Here is a 23,679-nt window from a genome sequence, read left to right on the forward strand (position 1 = left end):
TTCCCCTGATTACAGCAGTTCACACCGTCAGAGGCACGCCACCTGGATGCCGTGCTCGGTTTGGCGGTTGTCCACTACGACGTTGGCGCACCTGTTCGCCAACAGTGCGACGGCGTCACCGTTCATGTAGTTCCCCTGCTGGCCGGCCGGGGTGACATGGTCCGTCACGCCGATGAGCGTCAACGATCCCGGCGGAACAAAGATCCACACATCGGGCTCAAAGGGAAGCACCACCCAGTTTCCCTGCACATAGACGGTGCCGATATCGGTTTGTACCGCCGTGGCGTGGGAGGTATCCACGGGCCTGCTGGCATTTTCACAGTGCAGTGCCTGTGCTGCCGGGGCGATGAACATCAACGCGAAGAATGCTGCGCCGACAGCAATGATTTTCCTGATCACAATGACTCCTCTGGGTGCAGAGACCAACAGTGTCCAGCCTCGGCCGATGGCCGCTCCCCAGCATCGGAAACACTACTCGGGCGCGACCCCAAGTCAAGGCATTTCAGGGCCGCACCACGCGGCAGCCCGTGCCCAGTTCCTCGATTTGTGCCAGCACCTCCGGGCTGGTGACGTTTTCCCCCAGCACGTTCACCTTGCCCTTGCCGTGGTAGTCGGAGGAACCGGTCATGAACAGCCCGTTCTCCGAGGCGAAACGGCGCAGGAACGCCCTGCCTTCTTCCGGGTTGTCCCGGTGCTCGACCTCCAGGCCCAGCAGGCCGGCGTCGGCCATTTCGTGGTAGGTGCGCTCCCCCACCACCCGGCCGCGCGCGGACGCCACAGGATGCGCGAACACCGGCACCCCTCCTGCGGCCCGGACGAGTTCGACGGCGAACGCCGGCTCCGGCGCGTAGTGCTGTACGAAGTAGCGCGAGCGGGAGCTGAGGATGGCGCTGAAGGCTTCCGTGCGGTCGGCGACCGCGCCCGCCGCCACCAAGGCATCGGCGATGTGTGGCCGGCCCACCGTCGCACCCGGGGCCACATGGTGGATGACGTCGTCCCAGCTCAGCGGGTAGTCCTCCGCCAGCAGGCTGACCATGCGCTGGGCACGGGTCAGCCGGGCGTCCTTGGATTTGGTGATTTCCTCCAGGAGGCCGGGATGCGCGGGGTCGTGGAGGTAACTCAGCAGGTGGACGCTGATTCCTTCCGCGGTGCGGCAGGAGATCTCCATGCCGGGAACCAAGGCCACGCCGTGTTCCAGGGCCGCCACGGAGGCCTGTGCCCAGCCGTCGGTGGAGTCGTGATCGGTCAGCGCCACCACGTCCAATCCGGCCGCCGCGGCTGAGCGGATCAGCTCGCCCGGGGTCTCGGTTCCGTCCGAAACGTTGGAGTGGGTGTGCAGGTCGATCTTCACTTTCCCAGCCTAATCCCCACCGCCTCCCAAACCTCGCTGCGCTCGGTTCGGGCCCCTCGGCGGCGTGGGCCCTTGCAAGGGCCTGCACGTCCCGCTCCGGGCCCGGACCGTCGCGTTGGCCCGCGCCGTGGGCAGATGGGAACATGGGAGCGTGAACGATGCAGAAAACACCCAAAATTCAGCTGAGCAGCCCTTGGAAGACCGCGTCAACAACCGGTCCCAGCGCCCCACATCCGATGCCTTCAAGGCCTTCATGGCCAGCAATTGGGCACCCGCCGCGCAGGTGACCCCTGCGCGCGATGCCGTTGCAGACCATGCTGCCGCCCGCCGTCGGGCAATCTCCGAGAAGTTCGCAGGCGAACGGCTCGTCATTCCGGCCGGCCCCCTGAAGGTCCGTTCCAACGACACCGACTACCGCTTCCGCCCGCATTCGGCCTTCGCCCACCTGACCGGCCTCGGCCTGGACCACGAGCCCGACGCCGTGCTCATCCTGGAACCCGTCGAGGAAGGTAGCGGCGACGACGGCGGCAACCACCGCGCGGCCCTCTACTTCCGCCCGCTTGCCGGCCGGGACACCGAACAGTTCTACGCCGATGCCCGCTCCGGGGAATTCTGGATCGGCGCCCGCCCCACGCTCGCCGAATTCGAAGCGCGGCTGCGCCTGCCGACGGCACACATCGACGAGCTCGAGGTTGCCATCACCAAGAACGTGGGCGCCCCGGAAATCGGCGGAATCTCCATCCGCCTGGTCCGCAAGGTCGACGAAAACATTGACGCACTCGTGGACACGGCCCGCTACAACACGGCCAAGGACCCGGAAAACCTGGACCTCGCGGAGCTGGACGCCCTGGACGAACTCCTCAGCGAGGCCCTCTCCGAGCTGCGCCTGCTCAAGGACGAGTGGGAAATCGAGCAGATGAAGACTGCCGTGGCCGCCACGGTGGCCGGCTTCGCCGACGTCGTCCGCGCCCTGCCGCGCGCACTGACGCACGAGCGCGGGGAGCGCGTCGTCGAAGGCGCCTTCTTCGCCCGCGCCCGCGAAGAGGGCAACGAGCTCGGCTACGACACCATCGCGGCCTCCGGCAACAACGCCACTGTCCTGCACTGGACCCGCAACAACGGCAAGGTCAACGCCGGCGAACTGCTGCTGCTGGACGCGGGCGTCGAGGCCGAGTCGCTGTACACCGCGGACGTCACCCGCACCCTTCCCGCCAACGGCACTTTCTCCGATGTTCAGCGCAAGGTCTACGAGGCCGTGCTGGACGCCGCCGACGCCGGTTTCGCCGCCGCGCAGCCGGGCGCGAAGTTCCGTGACATCCACGCCGCGGCCACCAAGGTCCTGGCCGAGCGCCTGGCCGAGTGGGGCCTGCTACCGGTCTCCGTGGAGGAGGCCATCAGCCCCGAGGGCCAGCAGCACCGCCGCTGGATGCCGCACGGTACCAGCCACCACCTGGGCCTGGACGTCCACGACTGCGCGCAGGCCAAGCGCGAACTGTACCTTGACGGCATCCTCACCGAAGGCATGGTGTTCACCATCGAACCCGGCCTGTACTTCAAGAACGAAGACCTCGCCATTCCGGCGGAGTACCGCGGCATCGGCGTACGGATCGAGGACGACATCCTCATGACGGCCGACGGCCCGGTCAACCTGAGCGCAGCCCTGCCGCGCAAGGCAGAGGACGTCGAAGCCTGGATGGCGGGCATCTACCAGGACGCCGAGTAGTCCGGACGGACATGTCCGTCTCCCCGTCACGGGAATGGACATAACACCCATATGTCCATTCCCTGCTGCCGACAGGGGACATGTCCACCTGGGATCGGGTGGACGGACGCCAAAGGGGCGGGCCACCGGAAGTCCTTCCGGTGGCCCGCCCCTTTCGTTGTCCCTGGCAGTTGGATGCCCGACGGCGGCTACTGCTGCCGGTGCGCGTCCTCGCCTTCGGCGTCCTGGCTGCCGTCTTCGTGGCCGGCGCCGCCCGGCTGGGCGGCTTCCGGATGCGCAAGCGCTGCGGGAGCCTCGCCGGGTTCCACGCGGATGCCATACTGCGGCCGCCCGTCCGGAAGGTCCCGGTAATGCGCCGAGCCGGGCGCGGGGGCTGCCGCCGGGGGCTGTGCAGCCGCGGCGGCGGGCTGTGCCGCCGGCGTTCCGGCCTGCGCGGCGTCGCCGCCCTCCTGGGTTCGCTGCCCATAAGGGTCGCGCCATGCGGCAGGGCGTTCCGGTGCCTGCCCCGGCTCCTGGTAGGGCGGCTGGTACGGCTGTTGCTGGGGCGGAGCCTGCTGGCCCTGGTGGCTGTAGGGCTGCGGAGCACCTGCGGCCTGGGCCGGATTCATCGGCAGCTGGTGGAGCAGGCGGCGGGCTTCCTGTGCCGCTTCGTAGGCCACGATGACGTCGTAGTTGCTGGCAACCACCTGGCTGGTGGAGGTGAAGTCGCGCTTGCCGCGCTGCATGGCATAGGTGACGATCCCGAACAACATGAAGAACGCTGCACCCATCAGCACCGAGGTGATGATGGAGAACGCCCCGCCGGTCGGAGAGAAGAAGGAAAGCATGACGCCCACGAACAGGCCGAACCACATGCCGCTCAAGGCACCGGACAACGCCACCCGGGGGTAGCTCAGCCGTCCGGTCACCCGTTCCACCATCTTGAGGTCGTTTCCCACAATGGAGACATGCTGGACAGGGAACTGCTGGTCCGCCAGGTAGTCCACCGCCTTTTGGGCATCAAGGTACGAGGTGTAGGAGCCAACGGTGTCGCCCTGGGGGACGCTCCGGGACTCCTCCGTGGCCTTGGGTGCACCGAAAATGTTTGCCATAGCCCCATTCTGTCGCATGCACATGTGCGTCGGCTGAAATTCAGCTAAAAGAGAGCAGACTCGGTAGCCTGTAAAGGTGAGCACACAACCTTCCCGCGTCTTTGTCGCGCGCCTGCTCGGCCTCGATGTTTTCGACCCCCTGGGCGATCGTCTTGGCCGCTTGCGCGATGTCGTCGTGCTCTCCCGCGGGACCCGCGGCGCACCGCACGTAGTGGGCATCGTCGTCGAGGTTCCGGGGAAGAAACGGGTCTTCGTGCCGATGACCCGGATCACCTCCATCGACCAGACCCAGATCATCTGCACGGGCCTGGTGAACCTGCGCCGCTTTGAACAGCGCGGCGCCGAAACCCTTGTGGTCGCCGAAATGTTCGACCGCCGCGTCACCCTCGCAGACGGCAGCGGGGACGCCACCATCGAAGACATCGCCATGGACCAGCACCGTTCCAAGGATTGGTTCGTCAGCAAGCTGTTTGTCCGCCGGGGCCACTCGCTTTCCCCGCTCAGCCGGTTGCGCCGCAACGAGACCATGATCATCGACTGGGCGGATGCCCAGCAGGGTGCCCGCACCGAACCGCAGGCCGCCACCCAGTTCGTGGCAACGCACGAGGACCTCAAGCCGGCCGACTTCGCCGAGGCCCTGCAGGAGATGAGCGACAAGCGCCGCCTTGAGGTCGCCAGCGAACTCCAGGACGAACGCCTCGCCGACGTCCTCCAGGAACTCCCGGAGGACGACCAGGTGGAGATCCTTTCCGCCCTCGACGTCGAACGCGCCGCCGACGTGCTGGAAGAAATGGATCCGGACGACGCCGCCGACCTCCTCGCCGAGCTCCCCACCGCCCAGGCGGAGGAACTGCTCCAGCTCATGGAACCGGACGAGGCCGAGGACGTCCGGCGCCTGCTCGAATACGACGAGGACACCGCCGGCGGCCTCATGACCCCCGTGCCGGTGATCCTGCCGCCCGAAGCAACAGTGGCCGAGGCCCTCGCCCACGTCCGCCGCGAAGAACTCTCCCCCGCCTTGGCTTCCTCGATCTTCATCACCCGCCCTCCCTTGGAGACGCCCACGGGCCGTTTCCTCGGCGTCGTGCATATCCAACACAGCTGCTGCGCTTCCCGCCGCCGGAACCGCTCGGCAACCTGGTGGACAAGAACCTGGAGCCGCTGTCAGACCACGCGCATATCAGCGAGGTCGCCCGGACCCTGGCCACCTATGACCTCAATTCCCTTCCGGTCGTTGACGACGCCGGCCGCCTGGTGGGGGCGGTGACTGTTGATGACGTGCTGGATCACCTGTTGCCCGATGACTGGCGCGCCCATGAGGATGACGCCCCTGTGAAGAAGCTTGGAGGCCGGATTGGCTGACAACACCCCGCCCAAGCCCGGTTCCCGCAGCGGCAAGCTGCCCTCGTTCGGAGGCCTCGACACTCCCCTGAGCGGCCGCAAACGGATCCTGCCTACGTTCCGCCCGAACCCGGACGCCTTCGGCAACGCCACGGAAGGCTTCGCCCGCTTCATGGGCACGCCGCAGTTCCTGGTCTACATGACTGTCTTCTGTCTCTTCTGGTTGGGCTGGAACAGCTTCGCCCCGCAGGAGTGGCAGTTCGACCGCATGGATCTGGGTTTCACGCTCCTGACTCTTATGCTGTCCCTCCAGGCTTCCTATGCCGCTCCCCTGCTGCTGCTCGCCCAGAACCGGCAGGATGACCGCGACCGGGTCTCGCTGCAGCAGGACCGCCAGCAAGCCGCACGCAACCTGGCCGACACTGAATACCTGACGCGGGAACTGGCTTCCCTGCGCATCACGCTGCGCGAGGTCGCCACCCGCGACTACGTCCGCGCGGAACTGCGCTCCATGCTGGAGGACCTGCTGGAGGCGCAGGAAGAGCTCCGTGCCCATGAGACGGCGGACAGCGGCGAGGGCGAAAGTCCCCGCGAAAAGGTCAAGGAAAAGCTGAGGGAGAAGCGGGACAAGCAGCGGAACCCGCGCACCCAGCAGATCCCCAAGGTCCGCCCCCAGCACTCCACCGGGCAAGTGCCTGGCGGGAACCAGCCCGAAAGCCGGCACTGAAACACATGAGCACACCGTCCCCAGAGGCACTCGACGCCGCCCTGGCAACTGTCATCGACCCCGAACTCCGCCGGCCCATCACCGAGCTCGGAATGCTGGAGTCGGTCCGCGCGGATGCCTCCGGCACTGTCCACGTGGCCGTGCTGCTGACCATCGCCGGCTGCCCGCTTCGGGACACCATCACCGCCGACGCCACGGCAGCACTTTCGCGCGTCCCCGGCGTCACCGGCGTGGACGTGGAACTGAAGGTCATGGACCAAGCCCAGCGCGACGCCCTCAAGGAGCGGCTCCGCGGCCCCGGCGGGCAACGCGGCATCCCGTTCAACCAGCCCGGTTCCCTCACGAAGGTCTACGCCGTCGCGAGCGGCAAGGGCGGTGTGGGGAAGTCCTCGGTGACGGTCAACCTTGCCTGCGCCCTGGCGGAACGCGGCCTGCGGGTGGGCATCGTCGACGCCGACGTCCACGGATTCTCCGTGCCCGCGCTCATGGGCATCACCCAGCCGCCCACCCGCGTGGACGACATGATCCTGCCCCCTGTGGCCTTCGGGGTGAAGGTGATCTCCATCGGCATGTTCGTCGAAGGGAACAAGCCGGTCGCCTGGCGGGGCCCCATGCTGCACCGGGCGCTTGAGCAGTTCCTCACCGACGTGTACTTCGGCGATCTGGACGTCCTGTTCCTGGACCTTCCGCCCGGCACCGGGGACATCGCGATCTCCGTCGCCCAGCTGCTGCCCGGCGCAGAAATCCTGGTGGTCACCACCCCCCAGGCGGCCGCCGCGGAAGTCGCCGAGCGTGCGGGCACCATCGCTGCCCAGACGGGCCAGAAGGTGGCCGGCGTCGTGGAGAACATGTCGTTCCTGGAAATGCCCGACGGCGGCCGGATGGAACTGTTCGGAAGCGGCGGCGGGGAGCTCCTCGCGAAGCGGCTCGGAGCAGTGGTTGAAAGCGACGTTCCGCTGCTGGGCCAGATCCCGCTGGACATCCGGCTCCGCGAAGGCGGGGACGCGGGACGGCCCGTGGTGTTGGCGGCGCCGGAGACGGCCGCGGCCCAGGCGCTGCAGGACATTGCCGGCAGAATCCAGGCCCGGCCGCGGGGACTGGCGGGGATGCCGCTGGGAATCCAGCCGCGCTAGGCGGGCTTCCCCTCGTTTGAAATCCGGGGCTAGGTGGCTTCGCTGTCGAAGGGGGCGGCTTCGCCCTCGGCGAGCCGCTCCACCACCCGGGCGGGCTGCTGCGGAGCCGGTTCGGCCGCGACGGCGGCAACCGCTGCGGCAGGTGCGCCCGCGCTGACCGGCTTCGTGTCGTCGTCGAGCAGCGCTTCCTTGATGATGCGGCGCGGGTCGTACTGGCGCGGGTCGTACTTCTTCCAGTCGACCTCGTCGATGTCGATGCCGACTTCTTCCTTGATCTGCTCCCGGGCGCCCGAAGCCATGCGGCGCACTTCCTTGACCAGATTTGCCAGTTTCTGGGTGTATTCGGGCAAGCGGCTGGGACCGATCACCAGAACACCGATGATCAGCAGGAGCAGAAACTCCGGGCCATTGATTCCAAACACGCTACGAAGATTACCCTGTCCGTTGCCCTGCTCAGAAACCAGCGAGGTTGGCCAGGGTGCGAAGTCCGCGCCGGACCCTGTCCTGCCAGTTGTCCGGAGTTCCGGCGGCAGGAGGAAGCATGGAATCACCCGCACGCACGAGCTCCGGGACGGCGTCGTCAGCCTTCTCCGCGGGCAGGTCGGAGGCATAGCTCAGCAGGGCCGCCGGAGAGCGGTAGACAGCCTCCCAGCGGGTTCCGTGGCTGACGGAGAGCCTGGCGCCGGAGGCCGTGTTTCCCTGGAAATGCTGTTCAACAACAGTTGCGTGATGCGTGCCGTCGGTCAGTTCCAGCTCGACGGCGGGACGGCCGTCCTGCATGGTGGCCCTTGCGGACACCACCCGAAAACCCATGCCGGAGAGTTCCGGACAGGCCCAGCCCTTGTTGCGCAGTTCGGCCAGTTGAGCGGCGCTCAGGGCCACGCTGCCGTCCTTCACCGTGGCATCTCCGGGGACGTTCCCGGGGACGGCGGGTTCGAGGGAAAGGTTGCCGGCCAGGGACGCACCCACCAGGCTGCGCACTTCACGATCCGCCGCGCCGGCCGCCTCAGGACGCACGTCACCGGCCACCACGTAGGCTGCAGCGGCGAGCGCCCCGGCACTGACCAGCAATCCTCCGGCAGCAATCCCTGCCGCCCTGAAAACGAGGACGGTGCGGCGAGTGCTGGGGGCCCGCCCCATGCCAGCATCGCCTGATTCGGCAATCCTGCGAGTCTGTTCAATTAGCCGTGCGGTAAGTTCCTGGCTGGCTTCGGGCACGCTCGCCTTCCGCAACCGCTCCAGGTACTGGCGTTCACGGAGCACCTCGGACTGGCATTGCGCACAGCCTTTGAGGTGTTCCGGTGTCCGCTTGTGCCGCAGGCCACGCCCGGGCGCTGGCCGCCGCCCGTTCAGCAAACCCATGGCGACCTCAATGCAGTCCGGCGATCCGGGGCATCTTCAGCCGCGGCGCGCGGGCCTTGGCGGGTCGAGGGTCGCGGTGCGCGAGCTTCTCGCGCAGCATGGTGCGGCCGCGGTGGATCCGCGACCTGACGGTGCCAAGCTTGACGCCCAGCGCCTCGGCGACCTCATCGTAGGAGAGGCCTTCAAGGTCGCAGAGGACGACGGCGGCCCGGAAGTCCGGCGGGAGTTCCTCGAGGGCGCGCTGGACGTCGAGGTCCAGGTTGTTCAGTTCGAAGCTCTGCTCCGGCCCCGGTTCCTGGCCGGGAAGGCGTGATTCGGCGTCCTCGGCCAGCGCGTCGAAGCGGATCCGGCTCTTGCGCCTCGCCTGGTCCAGGAAGAGGTTCGTGGTGATGCGGTGGAGCCAGCCGTCCAAGGTGCCCGGCTTGAAGTTCTCCAGGGAACGGAACACGCGGACGAAGACCTCCTGGGTGAGGTCTTCGGCGTCGAACTTGTTTCCCGTGAGGCGGTAGGCAAGGCGGAAGACCTTGGCGGAATGGTTCTCCACCACTTCCTCCCAGCTGGGCGCGACCCATTCCGCGCTTGTCTGTTCTGCGCCGGTGGCTTCCGCGGCTGTTGTACGGAATTGCGCAGCAATTTCTGCCGGCATCGTCCGCTCCCCTCGCACCCTGTGGTCACCCGGTGCTATGGTGCCGCCACCGCTCGGGTGGCTGGAAAAATATCATCGCAGGATTCGCTGGGAGTTTCCTGACTGCGGCCGGTTTTCTCCTCAGGGCTGATTTTCCCGCCCGGGTACCAGACACAGTCGCGTTGTACCCGGTGGAGCCGGTCCCGCGGCCCCGCACCAAGTAGGCTTGGGAGGACAATCCCCTTTGCCCGGAAAGCGAAATCCCATGAGTGCCGACAAGTCAAGCAGCTGGTCCTACGCAGAAGACTTTCCTGCCGAGGACGAGGTGCTGCTCCGCGCCCGGGAACGCTCCTTCGAACTTGGAGTGACTGCAGTCAGCGCGGGAGTCGGCGCGGTGCTGACAGTGCTGGCCGCGGCGTCGAAGGCCCAGACCGTGGTGGAGGTCGGCTCCGGGGCTGGCGTCTCGGGAGTCTGCCTGCTTCGCGGACTCGGTCCGCAGGGCGTCCTGACGACCATCGATACCGACGTCGAACACCTCAAAGCGGCACGCGAGGCCTTCCTCGAGTCCGGCAGCCCGGCGAACCGCACCCGCACCATTTCCGGGCGGGCAGCGGACGTGCTCCCCCGGCTGACTGACTCGGCATACGACCTGGTGTTCATCGACGCCGACAAGGCGAACTTCCCTGTCTACGTCGAGCAGGCGGTGCGGCTCCTGAAGCGGGGCGGCACCCTAGTGGTCAACGACGCCCTCGACAAGGACCGTGTCTCCAACCCCGCTGCGCGGGATGCCACCACGGTTGTCCTGCGGCAGGTCGGCAAGGCAATCCGCGACGACGAGCGCCTCGCCTCGGCGATTCTGCCGACGGGCGACGGCCTGCTGGTGGCCGTGAAGAAGTAGCGCCGCAAACGAGCGTCAAACAAAAAAGCAGGGCCCCGGCTCCTCGCCGGGCCCTGCCCTGTAAGAACTATTCGGTAACGCCTACCAGGCATTCCTTCAGGTTCGCCGCTTCCGCTGCGTTCAGCTCGACAACGAGCCGTCCTCCGCCTTCGAGCGGCACACGCATGATCAGGCTGCGGCCCTCTTTGGTTACTTCCATAGGGCCGTCGCCTGTACGTGGTTTCATAGCCGCCATTAGGAAAATCCCCTCCAGTTGTCCCAAATCTGCCAGCCCGGCCGGGCTGGCTCCGCGCGGCAAGTGCAGCTTCGGCAGCTACGACCCAAGGGCCGTCGTCGCCGGGTGCCCGGAGGCACCCCCTGACCTTGCTTGTGTCCATTATCCCGTAATTACCCGTGCGTAGCTAATCGAATGGATTTACTGGAGGTGCCGCATGGGCCCTGTGGAGCCCCGGATCGACGCGGATCCTAGGGCGGATAGTCACCGCCGCCAGGCAATTGTGCCCAGGCCCAAAGCCACACGATCCAGACGATCTGGAGGAGGATAAACATCACGGTCACGGTTCCCCGGTAGGCACGGGAACGCGAGAGCAGGGCTGCCCCCAGCGCCAGTGGAAACAGCGGAAGCAGCATCCGGAAAGTGCTCGTCTGCGGATGGAGGAACACCAGCAGGTAGCCCATGTAGCAGGCGCACCAGAGGCGCAGTTCAGTGCCGAGAGCGCGCGCCGGCGGGCTCATCAGCATCAAGGCAAAGAGTCCTGCGAATACGAACGGCGCCAGGATGCCGAGCACCGGACCGAACAAGGTCTGGCCGGTATCGAACCAGGGTTTGAAGGGCACAAGGTCATCGCCGCGCCAGGCGGTCTCCGTCCGGGTGTAGGCCCGGATGTCCCCGGTCCGCGCCCATGCCAGGAGCGGCCAGGCAAGCGCGCCGGCAGCGCTGACGACGGCCAGCGCCCCGAGAGCCGCCAGTTCCTTCGTTCCCGGCACATTGCCGCCGGCAGCGTCAGCCCGGCCACGCACAAACTTCAGCCAGCATTGGTAGGCCAGGAAAAGCCCCACCATCGCCGCGAAGGGCACGCCTGTGGGCCGCGAAAGGCACATGAGCACAACCACGGGCATGGCGGCCAGGTATCTGCGCCGCACCACCAGCAGGAGCGAGGCGGCCAGCAGCAGCAGGTTCAGCGGTTCGGCGTAGGGCACTTGCAGGACCGCCGAAACCGGGAAGGTCGAGAAGAACACCACGCCCCACAGGGCCGTACCACGGTCCGCGAATTCCCTGAAGAGCAGGAACACCACCAGGGCTGCACCGAGCCCGGCCAGCATCGCGACAAAGGTGAGGGCTGGCAGGATCCCGAGGCCGGTGAGCATCGACAAACCCCGGCCCAAAGCAGGGAACAAGGCGTAGAAGGCCCAGGTGTTCTCCTCCACCGAGCCATCAGCATTGAGCGGCAGCACCGACGGGTAGCCGTTTTGGGCGGCCTGCGCATACCAATGACCGTCCCAGATACTGATGAAATCCCAATACCCCGGCGAGGGGGGATACCAGGGGTTGATTCCCTGGTGCAGCGCCGCCGCCATGAAGATGCAGGCGCTGACGATCCGGGCGGCGAGGTAGACGAGGGACACCTGGAGCCACCACGGCCAGACCGCCGCCAGGCGCAGCAGGCCGCCACCGCGCCGGAGGCCGCTTCCCGGCAGTTCCGTCCGGAAGGAGCGGCTCACGTCCCGGTGTCCCCGTCATGGGAGCCGGCAGCCTCCAGGAACCGTTTGAGGCCGCTGATCTCGGCGTCCTTAGCCGCAAGTTGCTCGCGCAGATCATCGAGCACCTGGTCCACCTGGTCCATGCGGTAACCCCTCAGCGCAAGGGCGAAACGCACGGCGTCGACGTCGGACGGGCTTGCGTTCTCCGGAAGCAGTACCGGCGGGAGGTTGGGCACGGTTTCATCCAGCCCGACGGCGGACCCGCCGCCGCGCAAGGCGCCGGTCGCCAGGAACGCCGCGGCGCCCACGACCACCACCGCCAGGAAAACCAGGAAGAAGCTCACAACCCCCATCGTGCCAGACCTTGGCCGGGACTACTCCGGCCGCTGGTCGCCGTTGCTCGACGGCGGACGCGGGATTCCGTGCAACACGCGGTGTACGGCGTCGGCGGGGTCGTCCACCAGCTGGATGAGGTCCAGGTCCTTTTCGGACACCATCCCCTCCTTCACCAGCGTCTCCCGGATCCATTCGATCATGGGGCTCCAGAAATCCACGCCCAGCAGCACGATCGGGAAGGAGGTGACCTTGCGGGTCTGCACGAGGACCATTGCCTCGAACAGTTCATCGAGGGTCCCGAGCCCGCCGGGCAGGACGATGAAGCCCTGGGCGTACTTGACGAACATGGTCTTGCGGGCGAAGAAGTACCGGAAGTTGATTCCCAGGTCCACCCAACGGTTGAGGCCCTGCTCGAACGGCAGTTCGATGCCAAGGCCGACCGAGACTCCATTGCCCTCGACCGCACCCTTGTTGGCCGCTTCCATGGAACCCGGACCCCCGCCGGTGATCACGGCGACCCCTGCCTCAGCCAGGTGGCGACCCACCTGCACGCCCATCTCATAAAAGGAACTGCCGGGCTTGGTACGGGCAGAGCCGAAGACACTGACGGCCGGTCCGAGTTCAGCCAGTGCCCCGAACCCTTCAACGAACTCGCTCTGGATTCGCAGGACGCGCCAGGGGTCGGTGTGGATGAACTGGTCCGGTCCGCGGGTGTCCAACAGCCGCTGGTCCGACATCGGCGCCGCGGCCTGTTTCCGGCGGAGCTCCAGCGGCCCTTTGTGTTTCGCAGGCGCTTCCGCGATGAAGGCCGGTGCGGGCACAACGGCGCCCTGTTTGCCGTTCGCGTCCCGGGCCGGAGGCGGTGTCTGTCCTGAAGGCTGGCTGGTGCTCATTGACCAAGGCTATTACGTCTTCCTGCCCAGCAAGTTCCCGCTGGAAGGGGGTGTTGCGGCACGCCCGGGCAGAGGTATCTGTTCAGTCACGATCTGCGGAAAGTTGCTGTGATCCGGATCATCTTTGGAGATTTCTTCGCTAGATTCGTCCTATGACTACTCAAGCGTCCGGCGATGCGCTCGTCTCACTGAACGGTGTCAACAAGCACTACGGCCAGCTGCACGTCCTCAAAGACATCAACCTCCAGGTCCGCAAGGGCGAGGTGGTGGTGGTCATCGGTCCGTCGGGGTCGGGCAAGTCCACCCTGTGCCGCGCCATCAACCGGCTGGAAACGATCGATGCCGGCGACATCTCGATCGATGGCAAGCACCTCCCGGAGGAAGGCAAGCAGCTGGCACACCTGCGGGCCGACGTCGGGATGGTCTTCCAGTCCTTCAACCTCTTCGCACACAAGACGATCCTGGAGAACGTCACCCTCGGCCCCATCAAGGTCAAGGGCATGAACAAGGCCGAGGCGGAGAAGGAGGCCATGAAGCTGCTCGAACGCGTCGGCGTCGGGCACCAGGCCCCCAAGCTTCCCGCCCAGCTCTCCGGCGGCCAGCAGCAGCGCGTCGCGATCGCCCGTGCCCTGGCCATGAAGCCCAAGGTCATGCTCTTCGACGAACCGACCTCGGCCCTGGACCCCGAAATGATCAACGAGGTCCTGGACGTCATGGTCCAGCTCGCCAAGGAAGGCATGACCATGATCGTGGTCACCCACGAGATGGGCTTCGCCCGCAAGGCCGCGGACCGGGTGGTCTTCATGGCCGACGGCCAGATCGTCGAGGACGCCACGCCCGAGGAATTCTTCACCAACCCGCAAAGCAACCGGGCCAAGGACTTCCTCTCCAAGCTGCTGACCCACTAGTCCGAGCAACACCCTGATCCGTTCCACATTCGCACCCAGGCCGCATCCCCGGCCCAATGAAAGGAATGTCATGAAGTCTCTCATCACCCGGAGGAAATCCCTCCTGGTCGCTGCCGGTGCAGCCCTTGCCCTGACCCTGAGCGCCTGCGGTGGCGGCGGCACGCCGGGCGGCACGTCTTCCGAAGGCACCGCTCCGTACAAGGTTGCCGAGAACGTCTCACTCACCGGCAGCCCTACCTTCGACAAGATCAAGTCCGACGGCAAGATCCGGATCGGCGTCAAGCAGGACCAGCCCGGCCTGGGCTTCAAGGACGCAGCCACCGGCGAATACAGCGGCTTCGACATCGAAATCGCCAAGTGGGTCGCCGCGTCCCTGGGTTTCTCGAAGGACAAGATCGAATTCAAGCCGATCCCGTCCGCGAACCGTGAGTCTGCCATCACCAACGGCGACATCGACTACTACGTGGGCACCTACTCCATCACGGACAAGCGCAAGAAGCAGATCGATTTCGCCGGCCCGTACTTCATCACCGGCCAGGGCCTCCTGGTGAAGAAGGACAACAGCACCATCAACAGCGAGAAGGACCTTGACGGCAAGAAGGTCTGCTCCGCCACCGGCTCCACGCCGATCCAGAACATCAAGGCGAACTTCCCCAAGGCCGTTCCCCAGGAATTCGAGACCTACTCGCAGTGTGTCGACTCCCTCAAGAGCGGCACGGTTGACGCCGTCACCACCGACCAGGCCATTCTCATCGGCTACGCCGCCCAGGATCCCGACAACCTGAAGGTGGTCGGTGAACCGTTCACCACCGAGAAATACGGTGTCGGCCTGACGAAGGGCGACAAGGCGCTGCGCACCTTCATCAACGACATGTTCACGAACGGCAAGGACACCTGGCAGAAGATCTACGACTCCACCCTCGGTACCTCCGGCACCAAGGTTGAACAGCCGGCCGTAGACAACTACTAGAATCCGACGGCGGTGGCGTGGCCGTGCGGCCACGCCACCGTTTCCTCCCCTGAGCGAAAGCGATTAGCTCGTGAGTACTCTGTTCGACAACATGGACCTGTTTGTCACCGGGTTCAAGAACACACTGATTCTCTTCTTCTTTTCGGCGATTGCGGCCCTGATCCTCGGGACCATCGTCGGGGCAATGAGGGTCTCCCCCATCCCCGCCGCCCGCGCCACCGGCACCCTGTACGTCAACGTCATCCGCAACACCCCCCTGACGCTGGTGCTGTTCTTCTTTGCCCTCGGCTACCCGAAACTCGGCTTGCCCCCTATTGACTTCATTACGGCTGCAATCATCGGCCTGAGCCTGTACACCGCCACCTACATTGCAGAGACGCTGCGTTCCGGCATCAACACCGTGCCGCTGGGACAGGCGGAAGCGGCCCGCGCCATCGGCCTCACCTTCGGCCAGACCCTCAGCCTGGTGGTGCTGCCCCAGGCTTTCCGGTCAGTGATCCCGCCGCTCTTCAGCGTCTTGATCGCGCTGCTCAAGAACACCACGGTCGCGGCCGGTTTCTCCGTGGCCGAGGCCGGTGCCATCCGCGCCAACCTTTCCGAACGCGGCGAGCCGGCCCTCGTGGGGCTGCTGTGGGTCGCACTGGTCTTCATCATCCTGGTGGCCGGGCTCTCACTGCTCCAGCGTTACTTCGAAAACAAGTGGAGGGTTGCGCGATGACCTCGGTACTCTTTGATGCCCCGGGCCCCAAGGCGAAGACCCGCTACCTGTGGCTCGGCGCCCTCGCAACGCTGCTGGTCGTCGGAGTGGTGGCGTTCGTCATCATCCGCTTTGCGGAATCCGGCCAGTTCACCGCGGCAAAGTGGCAGATCTTCACCTTCCCCCTGGTCCAGCAGACGATCCTGCAGGCAACCGGAGCCACGCTCAGCGCCTTCGCCACCGCGGCCGTCCTGAGCCTCGCAGTCGGCGTCATCCTGGCGGTGGGCAAGCTTTCGGACCACAAATGGGTCTCGGTCCCGTGCTACTGGTTCGTTGAACTGTTCCGGGCCGTTCCCCTGCTGATCCTCATGATGATCATCTACTACGGCCTCCCCACCCTCGGGATCCAAGGCATCACCCCGTTCACCGCGGTGGTAGCCGGCCTGACCCTCTACAACGGCTCCGTCCTCGCTGAAGTCTTCAGGGCCGGCATTGAATCGCTGCCCAAGGGCCAGCGCGAGGCCGGGGTGGCGATCGGCCTCCGCAAGTCGGGCGTGATGCTTCACATCCTGTTCCCGCAGGCCTCCCGGGCCATGCTTCCGGTGATCATCTCGCAGCTCGTGGTGATCCTGAAGGACACCGCGCTTGGCTTCATCGTGACCTACAACGAAGTGCTGTTCCAGGCCAAGTTCTTCGGCTCCCAGGCCCAGTACGGCTCGCCGATCGTTCCCGCGGCAATCGTGGCAGCCGTCATCTACGTCGGCCTCTGCCTGATCCTCGCAGCTATTGCCAAGTACGTGGAGAAGCAGCTCAGCCACAGCAAGAAGCTGGCGAAAGGCGGGCCGGCACCCGTCGCCGTCGCTGAGAAGGTCAATCTCGAGAGTCAGTAACGCTGCGCACCAGAAACAAAAACAGCTCCCCGCCATCGTTGTGGCGGGGAGCTGTTGTCGTAGCAGGCGGCGCGCTCAGTCAGCCAGCCACAGCCGCAGCGCACGGAAGCACTCGCGGATGGCATCGGCATCGACATGTTCGTTGTCCTTGTGGGCCAGCAAGGCGTCGCCGGGGCCGAAGTTCACCGCCGGCACGCCCAGTTCACTGAAGCGCGCGACGTCGGTCCAGCCGTATTTCGGCTTGGGCTCGGCGCCGACGGCGGCCACGAAGGAGGCGGCGGCGGGGTGGTTCAGTCCGGGCCGGGCGCCGGCGGCCGCGTCGGTGCGGACGACGTCGAAACCTTCGAGGAGTTCGCGGACGTGGGCTTCGGCCTGGTCCGGGTTCTTGTCCGGGGCGAAGCGGTAGTTGATCTCCACCACGCAACGGTCCGGGATTACGTTGCCGGCGGTGCCGCCGTTGATCTTCACCGCGTTGAGGCTTTCGCGGTAGTCCAGGCCGTCCACGTTGATGGTCCGGGGCTCGTAGGCGGCCAGCCTGGCCAGGATCGGGGCGGCGTCGTGGATGGCGTTGTGGCCCATCCAGGCACGGGCCGAATGCGCTGCCTCGCCCACCGTGGTGACGTCGAAACGCATGGTGCCGTTGCAGCCGCCTTCCACCGTGCCGTCCGTGGGTTCCAAGAGGATGGCGAAGTCGCCGCGCAGCAATTCGGGGTGATTACGGACCAAGCGGCCAAGCCCGCTCTTCTCGGCTTCCACTTCCTCGTGGTCGTAGAACACGAAGCTGACGTCCTTGGCCGGCTCCGCGCCGCCGTCGAACATGGTCGCGGCCAGCGCGAGCTGCACCGCCACGCCGCCCTTCATGTCGGTGGCACCGCGGCCGTACAGGACGCCGCTGCCAGGCACACCGGAATCCCAGCTGGACGGGACGGTGCCACGGGCGCCTTCGGTGACGGGCAGCGGAACGGTATCCAGGTGGCCGGCGAGGATGACGCGTTCGGAGCGTCCGAACTCGGTGCGGGCGACGATCGCGTCACCGTCCCGGACGATGTGCAGCCCCGGGATGGCGCGGAGGCCGTTCTCCACGGCGTCTGCCAGGGCGGTTTCATTTCCGGACACGCTGTTGATGTCCATGAGCGCGGCGGTGAGCAAAGCGACGTCTTGTCGCAGGTCAAGAACAGGAACGGATTCTACGGTCACCCGTCCACTTTATCCGGAGAAATGCGACCACCCGGGCGGTTTCACGGTTTCTGCCGGGCCAGCCACGCTCGCTAGACTTGACGCCATGACTGAAACCGCCGCGTCTGCCGTTCCCGACAACACCTCCGCTGCCGATCGTGCCGCCTACGGCTTCGGCCTGGCAACCATCGCCACCAATGCCGCCGGTGAAGCCACCGTGCTGGATGTCTGGTTCCCGGAACCCGCCCTGGGCGTGGCAGCTGAGTCCCTGCGTTCGATCGAGAACGCCGACGAGTCCCTGACCGCACTGGCTGCAGACGGCGATGACGCCGCCCGCGGCACCCAGCAGAAAGTGGTCTTCGCCCAGATCAACCTGGATGAAGCCCCTGCGGACACCGTGGACGCCTACCTCCGCCTGCACCTGCTCTCGCACCGCCTGGTCAAGCCGAACAGCATCAACCTCGACGGCATTTTCGGCAAGCTTCCCAATGTCGTGTGGACCAACTTCGGACCCGCCGCCGTCGAAGGTTTCGAACTGACCCGCGCCCGCCTGCGCAAGCGCGGTCCGGTTACGGTCTACGGCATCGACAAGTTCCCGCGCATGGTGGACTACGTTGTGCCCGCCGGTGTCCGCATCGCCGACGCCGACCGGGTCCGCCTGGGCGCCCACCTCGCCGACGGCACCACCGTCATGCACGAAGGCTTCGTGAACTTCAACGCCGGCACCCTCGGCACCTCCATGGTGGAAGGCCGCATCTCCGCGGGCGTCGTGGCCGGTAACGGCACGGATGTCGGCGGCGGCGCCTCGATCATGGGTACCCTGTCCGGCGGCGGCAAGGAGCGGATTGCCCTGGGCGAACGCGTGCTCCTGGGCGCCAACTCCGGCGTGGGCATCAGCATCGGGGACGACTCCGTGGTGGAGGCCGGCCTCTACGTAACCGCCGGCACCCGCGTCCGCGTCCCCGGACCGAAGGACGAAAACGGCGAGGACACCTCCAGCATCGTCAAGGCCATTGAGCTGTCCGGCATGCCGAACCTGCTGTTCCGCCGCAACTCCACCACCGGCGAAGTGGAGGTGCTTCCCCGCAAGGGCCAGACCGTGGAACTCAACGAAGCACTCCACGCCAACTGACCGGACCGGATGCGCCGCCTCCGACGCACCCTCACACTGCTGCTGGCGCTGGCCCTCACGGCGGGCGCCGTCTACGCAGTCACAACGGTCCTGCAGCGCTCCGAGACCCTGGTCACGGAGCGCTGCACCGCCGTCGTCGGCACTGCCTCCTTTGAGCTGGCAACCGACCAGGCCGCCAACGCGGCCCTCATTACCTCCGTTGCGGTGCGCCGTGGGCTGCCGCCCCGCGCCGCGACCATCGCGCTGGCCACGGCCATGCAGGAGTCCAGGCTCCGGAACATCGACTACGGCGACCAGGCCGGCCCGGACTCCCGTGGCCTCTTCCAGCAGCGGCCTTCCCAGGGCTGGGGCACGGAGGCCCAGGTCATGGACCCCGTCCACGCCAGCAACGCCTTCTACAACGGTCTGGTAAAGGTTCCCGACTACCAGTCGATGGAAATCACCGAAGCAGCCCAGACCGTCCAGCGTTCAGCGTTCCCGCAGGCCTACGCGCAGCATGAAGCCATGGGCCGTGCCTTCGCGTCCTCCCTCACCGGACAGTCCTCCGCTGCGCTGGACTGCACCCTGCGGACCGCGGACAGCGCCGGGAATCCCGACGACGTCGTGGCAGCGATGACGACGGCGTTCGGCCGCGTTTCCGCAACGAGCCAGGGCCGTACGGTTCGGATCGATTCGGGCCGCTACTCCCGCGGCTCCGGGGCATGGGCGCTGGCCCAGTGGACCGTGGCGAACGCCAAGTCCCTGTCGGTCACGCAGGTGGAGCTGGACGGCCATACCTGGAACAGGGACAACCACAAAGGCTGGCAGGAATCCGCGGCTGCCCCCGGAACACTGACGGTCACTGTCTCGGCACCGCGTGGCTGAACCGCCCCGCGTGGCCCGGTGCTCAAGCGTGGCCTTGGTGCTCAAGCGTGGCCTTTGTGCTCAGGCGAGCATCTCCACGACCGGCTGCACATAGCTGCGGAAGATCTCCGGTTGGGAGAGCAACTTGTCGCTCATGATCATCTTGTCCGGTTCCAGATACCAGGCCCGGGGTTCGTTCAAGGGCAGTTCGATGATGCTGAGCCGGAAGTCCCGGGAGCTGCGCCCGACTTCCAGGAGCCGGTCCTGGACCAGGTCCCCCAGCATCAGGGTGGCGCCGCTGGCCTCCCGTTCGGCTTCGATCTCCTGGTACTCCGCCACACGTTCGCGGGCCCAGCTCAGAGCGGCGCCGAAGTGCGCCTGCAGCACCCGCTGAAGCGCCGGGGAATTTGCGAAGGCCTTGAATTCCGGGGGTGACAGCTCGGGGGCTTCATCGGGGTAGGCCTTCAGCAACTGGCGCCACCAGGCTTCCCATTCTGTTTTGAGGGCGCTCATTCCGCCCACCTCCGCCGTCAGGTGGCTGTGGTCCGCATGCCTGACTTTCGGGGTGGCATGGGAAAGGGCGGGCGTTCCCGCACCGTCCAGTCCTGCGACATCCCTCAGATACAAGGCAATGAGAATCGGAGATGACGTATCCATGGTTATCCGCCATCCCTGACCGCCTGCGTCATGCATCCGAATGCCTCCTTTGGCCGGTGCCTGTCCAGACTTCCAGTTTATTCCTGTTGTCCCCCGAGGTTAACCGCGGTGGGAAAGCATGCCCAGGCCCGCCAGATGCGCTTCGAGGACATCCCGGCACATCTGTGCGGTCATCCATTCGGATTGCAGCAGGGCGTGCAGGCACAGTCCATCCAGCGTCGCGAGGAGCCTTTCGGCCTCCGTGACGAGGATGTCCTGCTGCTCAGCACTGCCGGGCAGCAGCTGCATGATCAGCTGCCCGACGACGGCGGCCACTGCCCGGTGGCTGCGTGCGGCCTCCGCTGCGAACACCGCTTTGATCCGGGCGGCATTGCGGAAAGCCAGCCAGACGCAGACGTCGACGGCTCTTTCCTCGTCCAGCGGCAGGAGCTGCCCCAGGAGCAGCAGCACTGCCTCGTGATGGCCGGGACTGCCCGGGACTTCCTGCCGGACGGCGTCCAGGGAAGCCTCGAGCCGGCCGGCGATCCGGTCGATCACCACGGAGAAGGAGTGCTGGAGCAACTCGTCGCTGGTGGCGAAGTAGTGCCGCACCGAGCCCACGGCCAGCCCTGCTTCGTCGGCCACTTCGCGCAGGGAAGCCCGCTCCAGCCCGTCGGAGGCGATGATCCTGAAGACGGCGTCGACCACATCCTGGCGCCTGGCACTGGCATCTACAATTTTTGGCACATGCCTTTTTAGCACAATCGTGCTTCAACTGCCGTCAGCCATGCCCGCGGCCCCCCTGCTTGTGGTGCACGAAACACGGAACAGGGCGCTCCGGAGTTTCGGCTAGCGTTGAGACCATGAGAATTCTTGTTACCGGTGGCACGGGCTATATCGGCTCGCATACGGTCCTGTCCCTGCTGGAAACCGGCCACGACGTCGTCGTGGTGGACAACCTGGCCAACTCCAGCGAGGAGTCCCTGCGCCGGGTCGCCGAACTGGCCGGACGTGCCGCGGTGTTCCACCAGGCCGACCTGCTGGACGAACCGGCCCTGGAGGAAATCTTCGCCGCCCACGCCATCGACGCGGTCATCCACTTCGCCGGGCTCAAGGCCGTGGGCGAATCCGTGCAGGAACCCCTGAACTACTACTACAACAACATCGTGGGCACCCTGAACCTGCTGCGGGCCATGGACGCCCACGGCGTGCGGTCGATCGTGTTCTCCTCCTCGGCCACCGTGTACGGCGAACACAACCCCGTCCCGTACATCGAGAAAATGGAAATCGGGGCGAACAACCCCTACGGGCGCACCAAGGAACAGATCGAGGACATCCTCACCGACCTCGGCGCCGCGGACGCCCGCTGGCACGTGGCACTGCTGCGCTACTTCAACCCCGTCGGCGCCCACCCCTCGGGCCGGATCGGCGAGGACCCCCAGGGCATCCCGAACAACCTGGTGCCCTTCATCGCCCAGGTCGCCGTGGGCAGGCGCGAGAAACTCATGGTCTTCGGCGGGGACTACGACACCCCCGACGGGACCTGCCTGCGGGACTACATCCACGTCGTGGACCTCGCCGAAGGCCACGTCGCGGCCCTGGATTACGTCACCGCCCGGCCCGGGGTGCACCGCTGGAACCTCGGCTCCGGCCGCGGCACCTCCGTGCTGGAAATGCTGCACGCCTTCGAAAAAGCCGTCGGCCACCCCCTCCCGTACGAAATCACCGGCCGCCGCGCCGGGGACCTGCCCGCCTTCTGGGCCGACGCCTCCTCCGCCCTGGCCGACCTGGGCTGGTCCACCAGCAAAACCATCGACCAGATGTGCCAGGACCACTGGCGCTGGCAAAAAAACAACCCCCACGGCTACAACGCTTCCTGACACCGGCAGCAGCCAGCACGACGCAAACGGCCGCCCACCTCGAAAGGTGGGCGGCCGCCGTCGTACGCTGCCGGTCAGATAGCCGGGTAGTCGCGCTCCGGTTCCCCGGTGTAGAGCTGCCGCGGACGGCCGATCTTCGTGGCGGGGTCGGTGATCATTTCACGCCACTGCGCAATCCAGCCGGGCAGGCGGCCGATGGCGAACAGTACAGTGAACATCTTCTCCGGGAAGCCCATGGCCTTGTAGATCAGGCCGGTGTAGAAGTCGACGTTCGGGTAGAGCTTGCGCTGGATGAAGTAGTCGTCAGCCAGGGCCTTCTCTTCGAGGCGCATCGCGATGTCCAGCAGTTCGTCGTTGCCGCCGAGCTTGCCGAGGATCTCGTGAGCGGTGGCCTTGATGATCTTGGCGCGCGGATCGTAGTTCTTGTAAACGCGGTGCCCGAAGCCCATGAGGCGGACGCCGTCTTCCTTGTTCTTGACCTTCTCCATGTAGTCCTCGGGCTTGATGCCGTCGGCCTGGATCTGGCGCAGCATCTTCAGAACGGCCTCGTTCGCGCCGCCGTGGGCGGGGCCAAAGAGGGCGTTGATGCCCGCAGACACCGAAGCGAAGAGGTTGGCGTTGGCGGAGCCCACCAGGCGCACGGTGGAGGTGGAACAGTTCTGCTCGTGGTCCGCGTGGAGGATGAGCAGCAGGTCCAGGGCCTTGACGATGATCGGGTCCAGCTCGTACTGCTCAGCGGGCAGGCCGAAGCTCAAGCGGAGGAAGTTCTCCACGAGGTTCATGGAGTTGTCCGGGTACAACATCGGCTGGCCGATTGACTTCTTGTGCGCGTAGGCAGCGATCACCGGCAGCTTGGCCATGAGGCGGATGGTGGAAACTTCCACGTGGTCCGGGTTGAACGGGTCCAGGGAATCCTGGTAGAAGGTCGACAGCGCAGAGACGGCCGAGGACAACACGGGCATCGGGTGCGCGTCGCGCGGGAAACCGCCGAAGAAGCCCTTGAGGTCTTCGTGGAGCAGCGTGTGGCGGCGGATCTTCTGGTCGAACTCTTCCAGTTCCGTCGGCGTCGGCAGGTTGCCGTAGATCAGCAGGTAGGACACCTCCAGGAAGCTGGAGTGTTCCGCGAGCTGCTCGATCGGGTATCCGCGGTAGCGCAGGACGCCGGCATCGCCGTCGATGTAGGTGATTGCGGAGGTAGTGGCCGCAGTGTTCATGAAGCCGGGGTCGTAGGTGACGGCACCCGTCTGCTTCAGCAGCTTGGAAACGTCGTAACCCTCGTTCCCCTCGACAACCTTGATCCGCGGGAGTTCGAGTTCGCCGCCGGCGTGGCGCAGCGTGGCGCTGGTGGTCTCAGTCATGGAGTCCC

At 66.2% G+C, this 23,679-nt stretch carries 25 protein-coding genes and 1 pseudogene; 12 read left to right on the forward strand and 14 right to left on the reverse strand.

The window, feature by feature from the left end; translation table 11 throughout:
* Positions 1-27: 27 nt before the first annotated feature.
* Together ACZ9CK_RS12065 and ACZ9CK_RS12070 are read right to left on the reverse strand one after the other, a co-directional pair.
* A complete protein-coding gene (locus ACZ9CK_RS12065; protein ID WP_426298768.1) occupies positions 28-399 on the reverse strand; it encodes a hypothetical protein in 372 nt (123 codons plus the stop codon).
* A gap of 103 nt (positions 400-502) precedes the next feature.
* Positions 503-1,351, reverse strand: a complete 849-nt coding sequence (locus tag ACZ9CK_RS12070; RefSeq protein WP_426298770.1) for a PHP domain-containing protein — start codon at positions 1,349-1,351, stop codon at positions 503-505.
* 151 nt (positions 1,352-1,502) lie between these two features.
* Here ACZ9CK_RS12070 and ACZ9CK_RS12075 point away from each other — a divergent pair, with 151 nt between their 5' ends.
* A complete protein-coding gene (locus ACZ9CK_RS12075; RefSeq protein WP_476050065.1) occupies positions 1,503-3,074 on the forward strand; it encodes an aminopeptidase P family protein in 1,572 nt (523 codons plus the stop codon).
* Positions 3,075-3,262: 188 nt separating this feature from the next.
* Here ACZ9CK_RS12075 and ACZ9CK_RS12080 read toward each other — a convergent pair whose 3' ends face one another.
* Complete coding sequence (locus ACZ9CK_RS12080; protein WP_426298774.1) at positions 3,263-4,165, reverse strand: YflT domain-containing protein; 903 nt, start codon at positions 4,163-4,165, stop codon at positions 3,263-3,265.
* A gap of 76 nt (positions 4,166-4,241) precedes the next feature.
* Between ACZ9CK_RS12080 and ACZ9CK_RS12085 the strand changes: the two are divergent.
* From ACZ9CK_RS12085 to ACZ9CK_RS12095, 3 genes and pseudogenes are all read left to right on the forward strand, one after another.
* Positions 4,242-5,527, forward strand: a pseudogene (locus ACZ9CK_RS12085) (magnesium transporter).
* Complete coding sequence (locus ACZ9CK_RS12090; protein WP_476050066.1) at positions 5,508-6,233, forward strand: DUF1003 domain-containing protein; 726 nt, start codon at positions 5,508-5,510, stop codon at positions 6,231-6,233. The pseudogene ACZ9CK_RS12085 and the gene ACZ9CK_RS12090 overlap by 20 nt, the downstream one beginning before the upstream one ends.
* Positions 6,234-6,238: 5 nt before the next feature.
* On the forward strand, positions 6,239-7,366 hold the full coding sequence (locus ACZ9CK_RS12095) for an Mrp/NBP35 family ATP-binding protein (protein ID WP_476050067.1): 1,128 nt from the start codon (positions 6,239-6,241) through the stop codon (positions 7,364-7,366).
* 29 nt (positions 7,367-7,395) lie between these two features.
* Here the strand turns inward: ACZ9CK_RS12095 and ACZ9CK_RS12100 are convergent, their stop codons facing one another.
* Genes ACZ9CK_RS12100 through sigE form a run of 3 tightly spaced genes read right to left on the reverse strand, consistent with a single transcriptional unit; the run spans position 7,396 to position 9,374 of the window.
* A complete protein-coding gene (locus tag ACZ9CK_RS12100) occupies positions 7,396-7,788 on the reverse strand; it encodes a twin-arginine translocase TatA/TatE family subunit (RefSeq protein ID WP_426298780.1) in 393 nt (130 codons plus the stop codon).
* 31 nt (positions 7,789-7,819) lie between these two features.
* Complete coding sequence (locus tag ACZ9CK_RS12105; protein ID WP_476050068.1) at positions 7,820-8,728, reverse strand: hypothetical protein; 909 nt, start codon at positions 8,726-8,728, stop codon at positions 7,820-7,822.
* 7 nt (positions 8,729-8,735) lie between these two features.
* A complete protein-coding gene (sigE, locus tag ACZ9CK_RS12110) occupies positions 8,736-9,374 on the reverse strand; it encodes an RNA polymerase sigma factor SigE (RefSeq protein WP_426298784.1) in 639 nt (212 codons plus the stop codon).
* A gap of 244 nt (positions 9,375-9,618) precedes the next feature.
* On the opposite strand from sigE, the gene ACZ9CK_RS12115 reads away from it, so the two are divergent.
* Positions 9,619-10,251 carry an O-methyltransferase gene (locus ACZ9CK_RS12115; RefSeq protein WP_426298786.1) on the forward strand — a complete coding sequence of 211 codons (633 nt, stop codon included), beginning with the start codon at positions 9,619-9,621 and terminating at the stop codon, positions 10,249-10,251.
* A gap of 67 nt (positions 10,252-10,318) precedes the next feature.
* On the opposite strand, the gene ACZ9CK_RS12120 is transcribed toward ACZ9CK_RS12115, so the two are convergent.
* The 4 genes from ACZ9CK_RS12120 to ACZ9CK_RS12135 all read right to left on the reverse strand — a co-directional run bounded on the left by ACZ9CK_RS12120 (position 10,319) and on the right by ACZ9CK_RS12135 (position 13,181).
* Entirely contained in the window at positions 10,319-10,486 is a 168-nt protein-coding gene (locus ACZ9CK_RS12120; RefSeq protein ID WP_009357720.1) for a DUF3117 domain-containing protein, read from the reverse strand.
* 230 nt (positions 10,487-10,716) lie between these two features.
* Positions 10,717-11,949, reverse strand: coding sequence for a hypothetical protein (locus ACZ9CK_RS12125; protein WP_476050899.1), 1,233 nt, complete (start codon positions 11,947-11,949; stop codon positions 10,717-10,719).
* Between the two features lie 20 nt (positions 11,950-11,969).
* Positions 11,970-12,305, reverse strand: coding sequence for a DivIVA domain-containing protein (locus ACZ9CK_RS12130; protein WP_426298788.1), 336 nt, complete (start codon positions 12,303-12,305; stop codon positions 11,970-11,972).
* 21 nt (positions 12,306-12,326) lie between these two features.
* Positions 12,327-13,181 (reverse strand): LOG family protein, encoded by an 855-nt coding sequence (locus ACZ9CK_RS12135; protein WP_426298790.1) that lies wholly within the window; start codon positions 13,179-13,181, stop codon positions 12,327-12,329.
* A gap of 152 nt (positions 13,182-13,333) precedes the next feature.
* Here ACZ9CK_RS12135 and ACZ9CK_RS12140 point away from each other — a divergent pair, with 152 nt between their 5' ends.
* From ACZ9CK_RS12140 to ACZ9CK_RS12155, 4 genes are all read left to right on the forward strand, one after another.
* The gene (locus tag ACZ9CK_RS12140; RefSeq protein WP_426298792.1) at positions 13,334-14,089 is read left to right on the forward strand and encodes an amino acid ABC transporter ATP-binding protein; all 756 of its coding nucleotides are present in this window, start codon (positions 13,334-13,336) and stop codon (positions 14,087-14,089) included.
* Positions 14,090-14,159: 70 nt separating this feature from the next.
* Positions 14,160-15,059: a glutamate ABC transporter substrate-binding protein gene (locus ACZ9CK_RS12145; protein WP_476050069.1), complete on the forward strand. Its 900-nt coding sequence runs from the start codon at positions 14,160-14,162 to the stop codon at positions 15,057-15,059.
* Between the two features lie 70 nt (positions 15,060-15,129).
* The gene (locus ACZ9CK_RS12150) at positions 15,130-15,777 is read left to right on the forward strand and encodes an amino acid ABC transporter permease (RefSeq protein WP_426298796.1); all 648 of its coding nucleotides are present in this window, start codon (positions 15,130-15,132) and stop codon (positions 15,775-15,777) included.
* On the forward strand, positions 15,774-16,646 hold the full coding sequence (locus ACZ9CK_RS12155) for an amino acid ABC transporter permease (protein ID WP_426298798.1): 873 nt from the start codon (positions 15,774-15,776) through the stop codon (positions 16,644-16,646). The genes ACZ9CK_RS12150 and ACZ9CK_RS12155 overlap by 4 nt, the downstream gene beginning before the upstream one ends.
* Before the next feature lie 75 nt (positions 16,647-16,721).
* Here ACZ9CK_RS12155 and dapE read toward each other — a convergent pair whose 3' ends face one another.
* Entirely contained in the window at positions 16,722-17,843 is a 1,122-nt protein-coding gene (dapE, locus tag ACZ9CK_RS12160) for a succinyl-diaminopimelate desuccinylase (RefSeq protein WP_476050070.1), read from the reverse strand.
* 85 nt (positions 17,844-17,928) lie between these two features.
* On the opposite strand from dapE, the gene dapD reads away from it, so the two are divergent.
* Together dapD and ACZ9CK_RS12170 are read left to right on the forward strand one after the other, a co-directional pair.
* The gene (gene dapD / locus ACZ9CK_RS12165; RefSeq protein ID WP_426298802.1) at positions 17,929-18,954 is read left to right on the forward strand and encodes a 2,3,4,5-tetrahydropyridine-2,6-dicarboxylate N-succinyltransferase; all 1,026 of its coding nucleotides are present in this window, start codon (positions 17,929-17,931) and stop codon (positions 18,952-18,954) included.
* Between the two features lie 9 nt (positions 18,955-18,963).
* The gene (locus tag ACZ9CK_RS12170; protein ID WP_426298804.1) at positions 18,964-19,818 is read left to right on the forward strand and encodes a hypothetical protein; all 855 of its coding nucleotides are present in this window, start codon (positions 18,964-18,966) and stop codon (positions 19,816-19,818) included.
* A 60-nt stretch (positions 19,819-19,878) separates the two neighbouring features.
* Here the strand turns inward: ACZ9CK_RS12170 and ACZ9CK_RS12175 are convergent, their stop codons facing one another.
* Both ACZ9CK_RS12175 and ACZ9CK_RS12180 read right to left on the reverse strand, forming a co-directional pair.
* Positions 19,879-20,490 (reverse strand): hypothetical protein, encoded by a 612-nt coding sequence (locus tag ACZ9CK_RS12175; protein WP_426298806.1) that lies wholly within the window; start codon positions 20,488-20,490, stop codon positions 19,879-19,881.
* Positions 20,491-20,553: 63 nt separating this feature from the next.
* Positions 20,554-21,180 carry a TetR/AcrR family transcriptional regulator gene (locus ACZ9CK_RS12180; protein WP_426298808.1) on the reverse strand — a complete coding sequence of 209 codons (627 nt, stop codon included), beginning with the start codon at positions 21,178-21,180 and terminating at the stop codon, positions 20,554-20,556.
* Between the two features lie 116 nt (positions 21,181-21,296).
* Between ACZ9CK_RS12180 and galE the strand changes: the two genes are divergently transcribed.
* Positions 21,297-22,313: a UDP-glucose 4-epimerase GalE gene (gene galE / locus ACZ9CK_RS12185; RefSeq protein ID WP_426298810.1), complete on the forward strand. Its 1,017-nt coding sequence runs from the start codon at positions 21,297-21,299 to the stop codon at positions 22,311-22,313.
* 74 nt (positions 22,314-22,387) lie between these two features.
* Here galE and ACZ9CK_RS12190 read toward each other — a convergent pair whose 3' ends face one another.
* A complete protein-coding gene (locus ACZ9CK_RS12190; RefSeq protein WP_426298812.1) occupies positions 22,388-23,671 on the reverse strand; it encodes a citrate synthase in 1,284 nt (427 codons plus the stop codon).
* Positions 23,672-23,679 lie beyond the last annotated feature (8 nt).

The organism is Arthrobacter sp. TE26545 (genome assembly GCF_056279005.1).

Excerpts from the sequence above, each read along its gene's own strand:
- ACZ9CK_RS12080 (WP_426298774.1), bottom strand. The coding sequence starts at position 4,165 with ATGGCAAACATTTTCGGTGCACCCAAGGCCACGGAGGAGTCCCGGAGC.
- ACZ9CK_RS12095 (WP_476050067.1), top strand. The coding sequence starts at position 6,239 with ATGAGCACACCGTCCCCAGAGGCACTCGACGCCGCCCTGGCAACTGTC.
- ACZ9CK_RS12105 (WP_476050068.1), bottom strand. The coding sequence starts at position 8,728 with ATGGGTTTGCTGAACGGGCGGCGGCCAGCGCCCGGGCGTGGCCTGCGG.
- sigE (WP_426298784.1), bottom strand. The coding sequence starts at position 9,374 with ATGCCGGCAGAAATTGCTGCGCAATTCCGTACAACAGCCGCGGAAGCC.
- ACZ9CK_RS12115 (WP_426298786.1), top strand. The coding sequence starts at position 9,619 with ATGAGTGCCGACAAGTCAAGCAGCTGGTCCTACGCAGAAGACTTTCCT.
- ACZ9CK_RS12120 (WP_009357720.1), bottom strand. The coding sequence starts at position 10,486 with ATGGCGGCTATGAAACCACGTACAGGCGACGGCCCTATGGAAGTAACC.
- ACZ9CK_RS12130 (WP_426298788.1), bottom strand. The coding sequence starts at position 12,305 with ATGGGGGTTGTGAGCTTCTTCCTGGTTTTCCTGGCGGTGGTGGTCGTG.
- ACZ9CK_RS12135 (WP_426298790.1), bottom strand. The coding sequence starts at position 13,181 with ATGAGCACCAGCCAGCCTTCAGGACAGACACCGCCTCCGGCCCGGGAC.
- ACZ9CK_RS12140 (WP_426298792.1), top strand. The coding sequence starts at position 13,334 with ATGACTACTCAAGCGTCCGGCGATGCGCTCGTCTCACTGAACGGTGTC.
- ACZ9CK_RS12145 (WP_476050069.1), top strand. The coding sequence starts at position 14,160 with ATGAAGTCTCTCATCACCCGGAGGAAATCCCTCCTGGTCGCTGCCGGT.
- ACZ9CK_RS12155 (WP_426298798.1), top strand. The coding sequence starts at position 15,774 with ATGACCTCGGTACTCTTTGATGCCCCGGGCCCCAAGGCGAAGACCCGC.
- dapD (WP_426298802.1), top strand. The coding sequence starts at position 17,929 with ATGACTGAAACCGCCGCGTCTGCCGTTCCCGACAACACCTCCGCTGCC.
- ACZ9CK_RS12170 (WP_426298804.1), top strand. The coding sequence starts at position 18,964 with ATGCGCCGCCTCCGACGCACCCTCACACTGCTGCTGGCGCTGGCCCTC.
- ACZ9CK_RS12175 (WP_426298806.1), bottom strand. The coding sequence starts at position 20,490 with ATGCATGACGCAGGCGGTCAGGGATGGCGGATAACCATGGATACGTCA.
- galE (WP_426298810.1), top strand. The coding sequence starts at position 21,297 with ATGAGAATTCTTGTTACCGGTGGCACGGGCTATATCGGCTCGCATACG.
- ACZ9CK_RS12190 (WP_426298812.1), bottom strand. The coding sequence starts at position 23,671 with ATGACTGAGACCACCAGCGCCACGCTGCGCCACGCCGGCGGCGAACTC.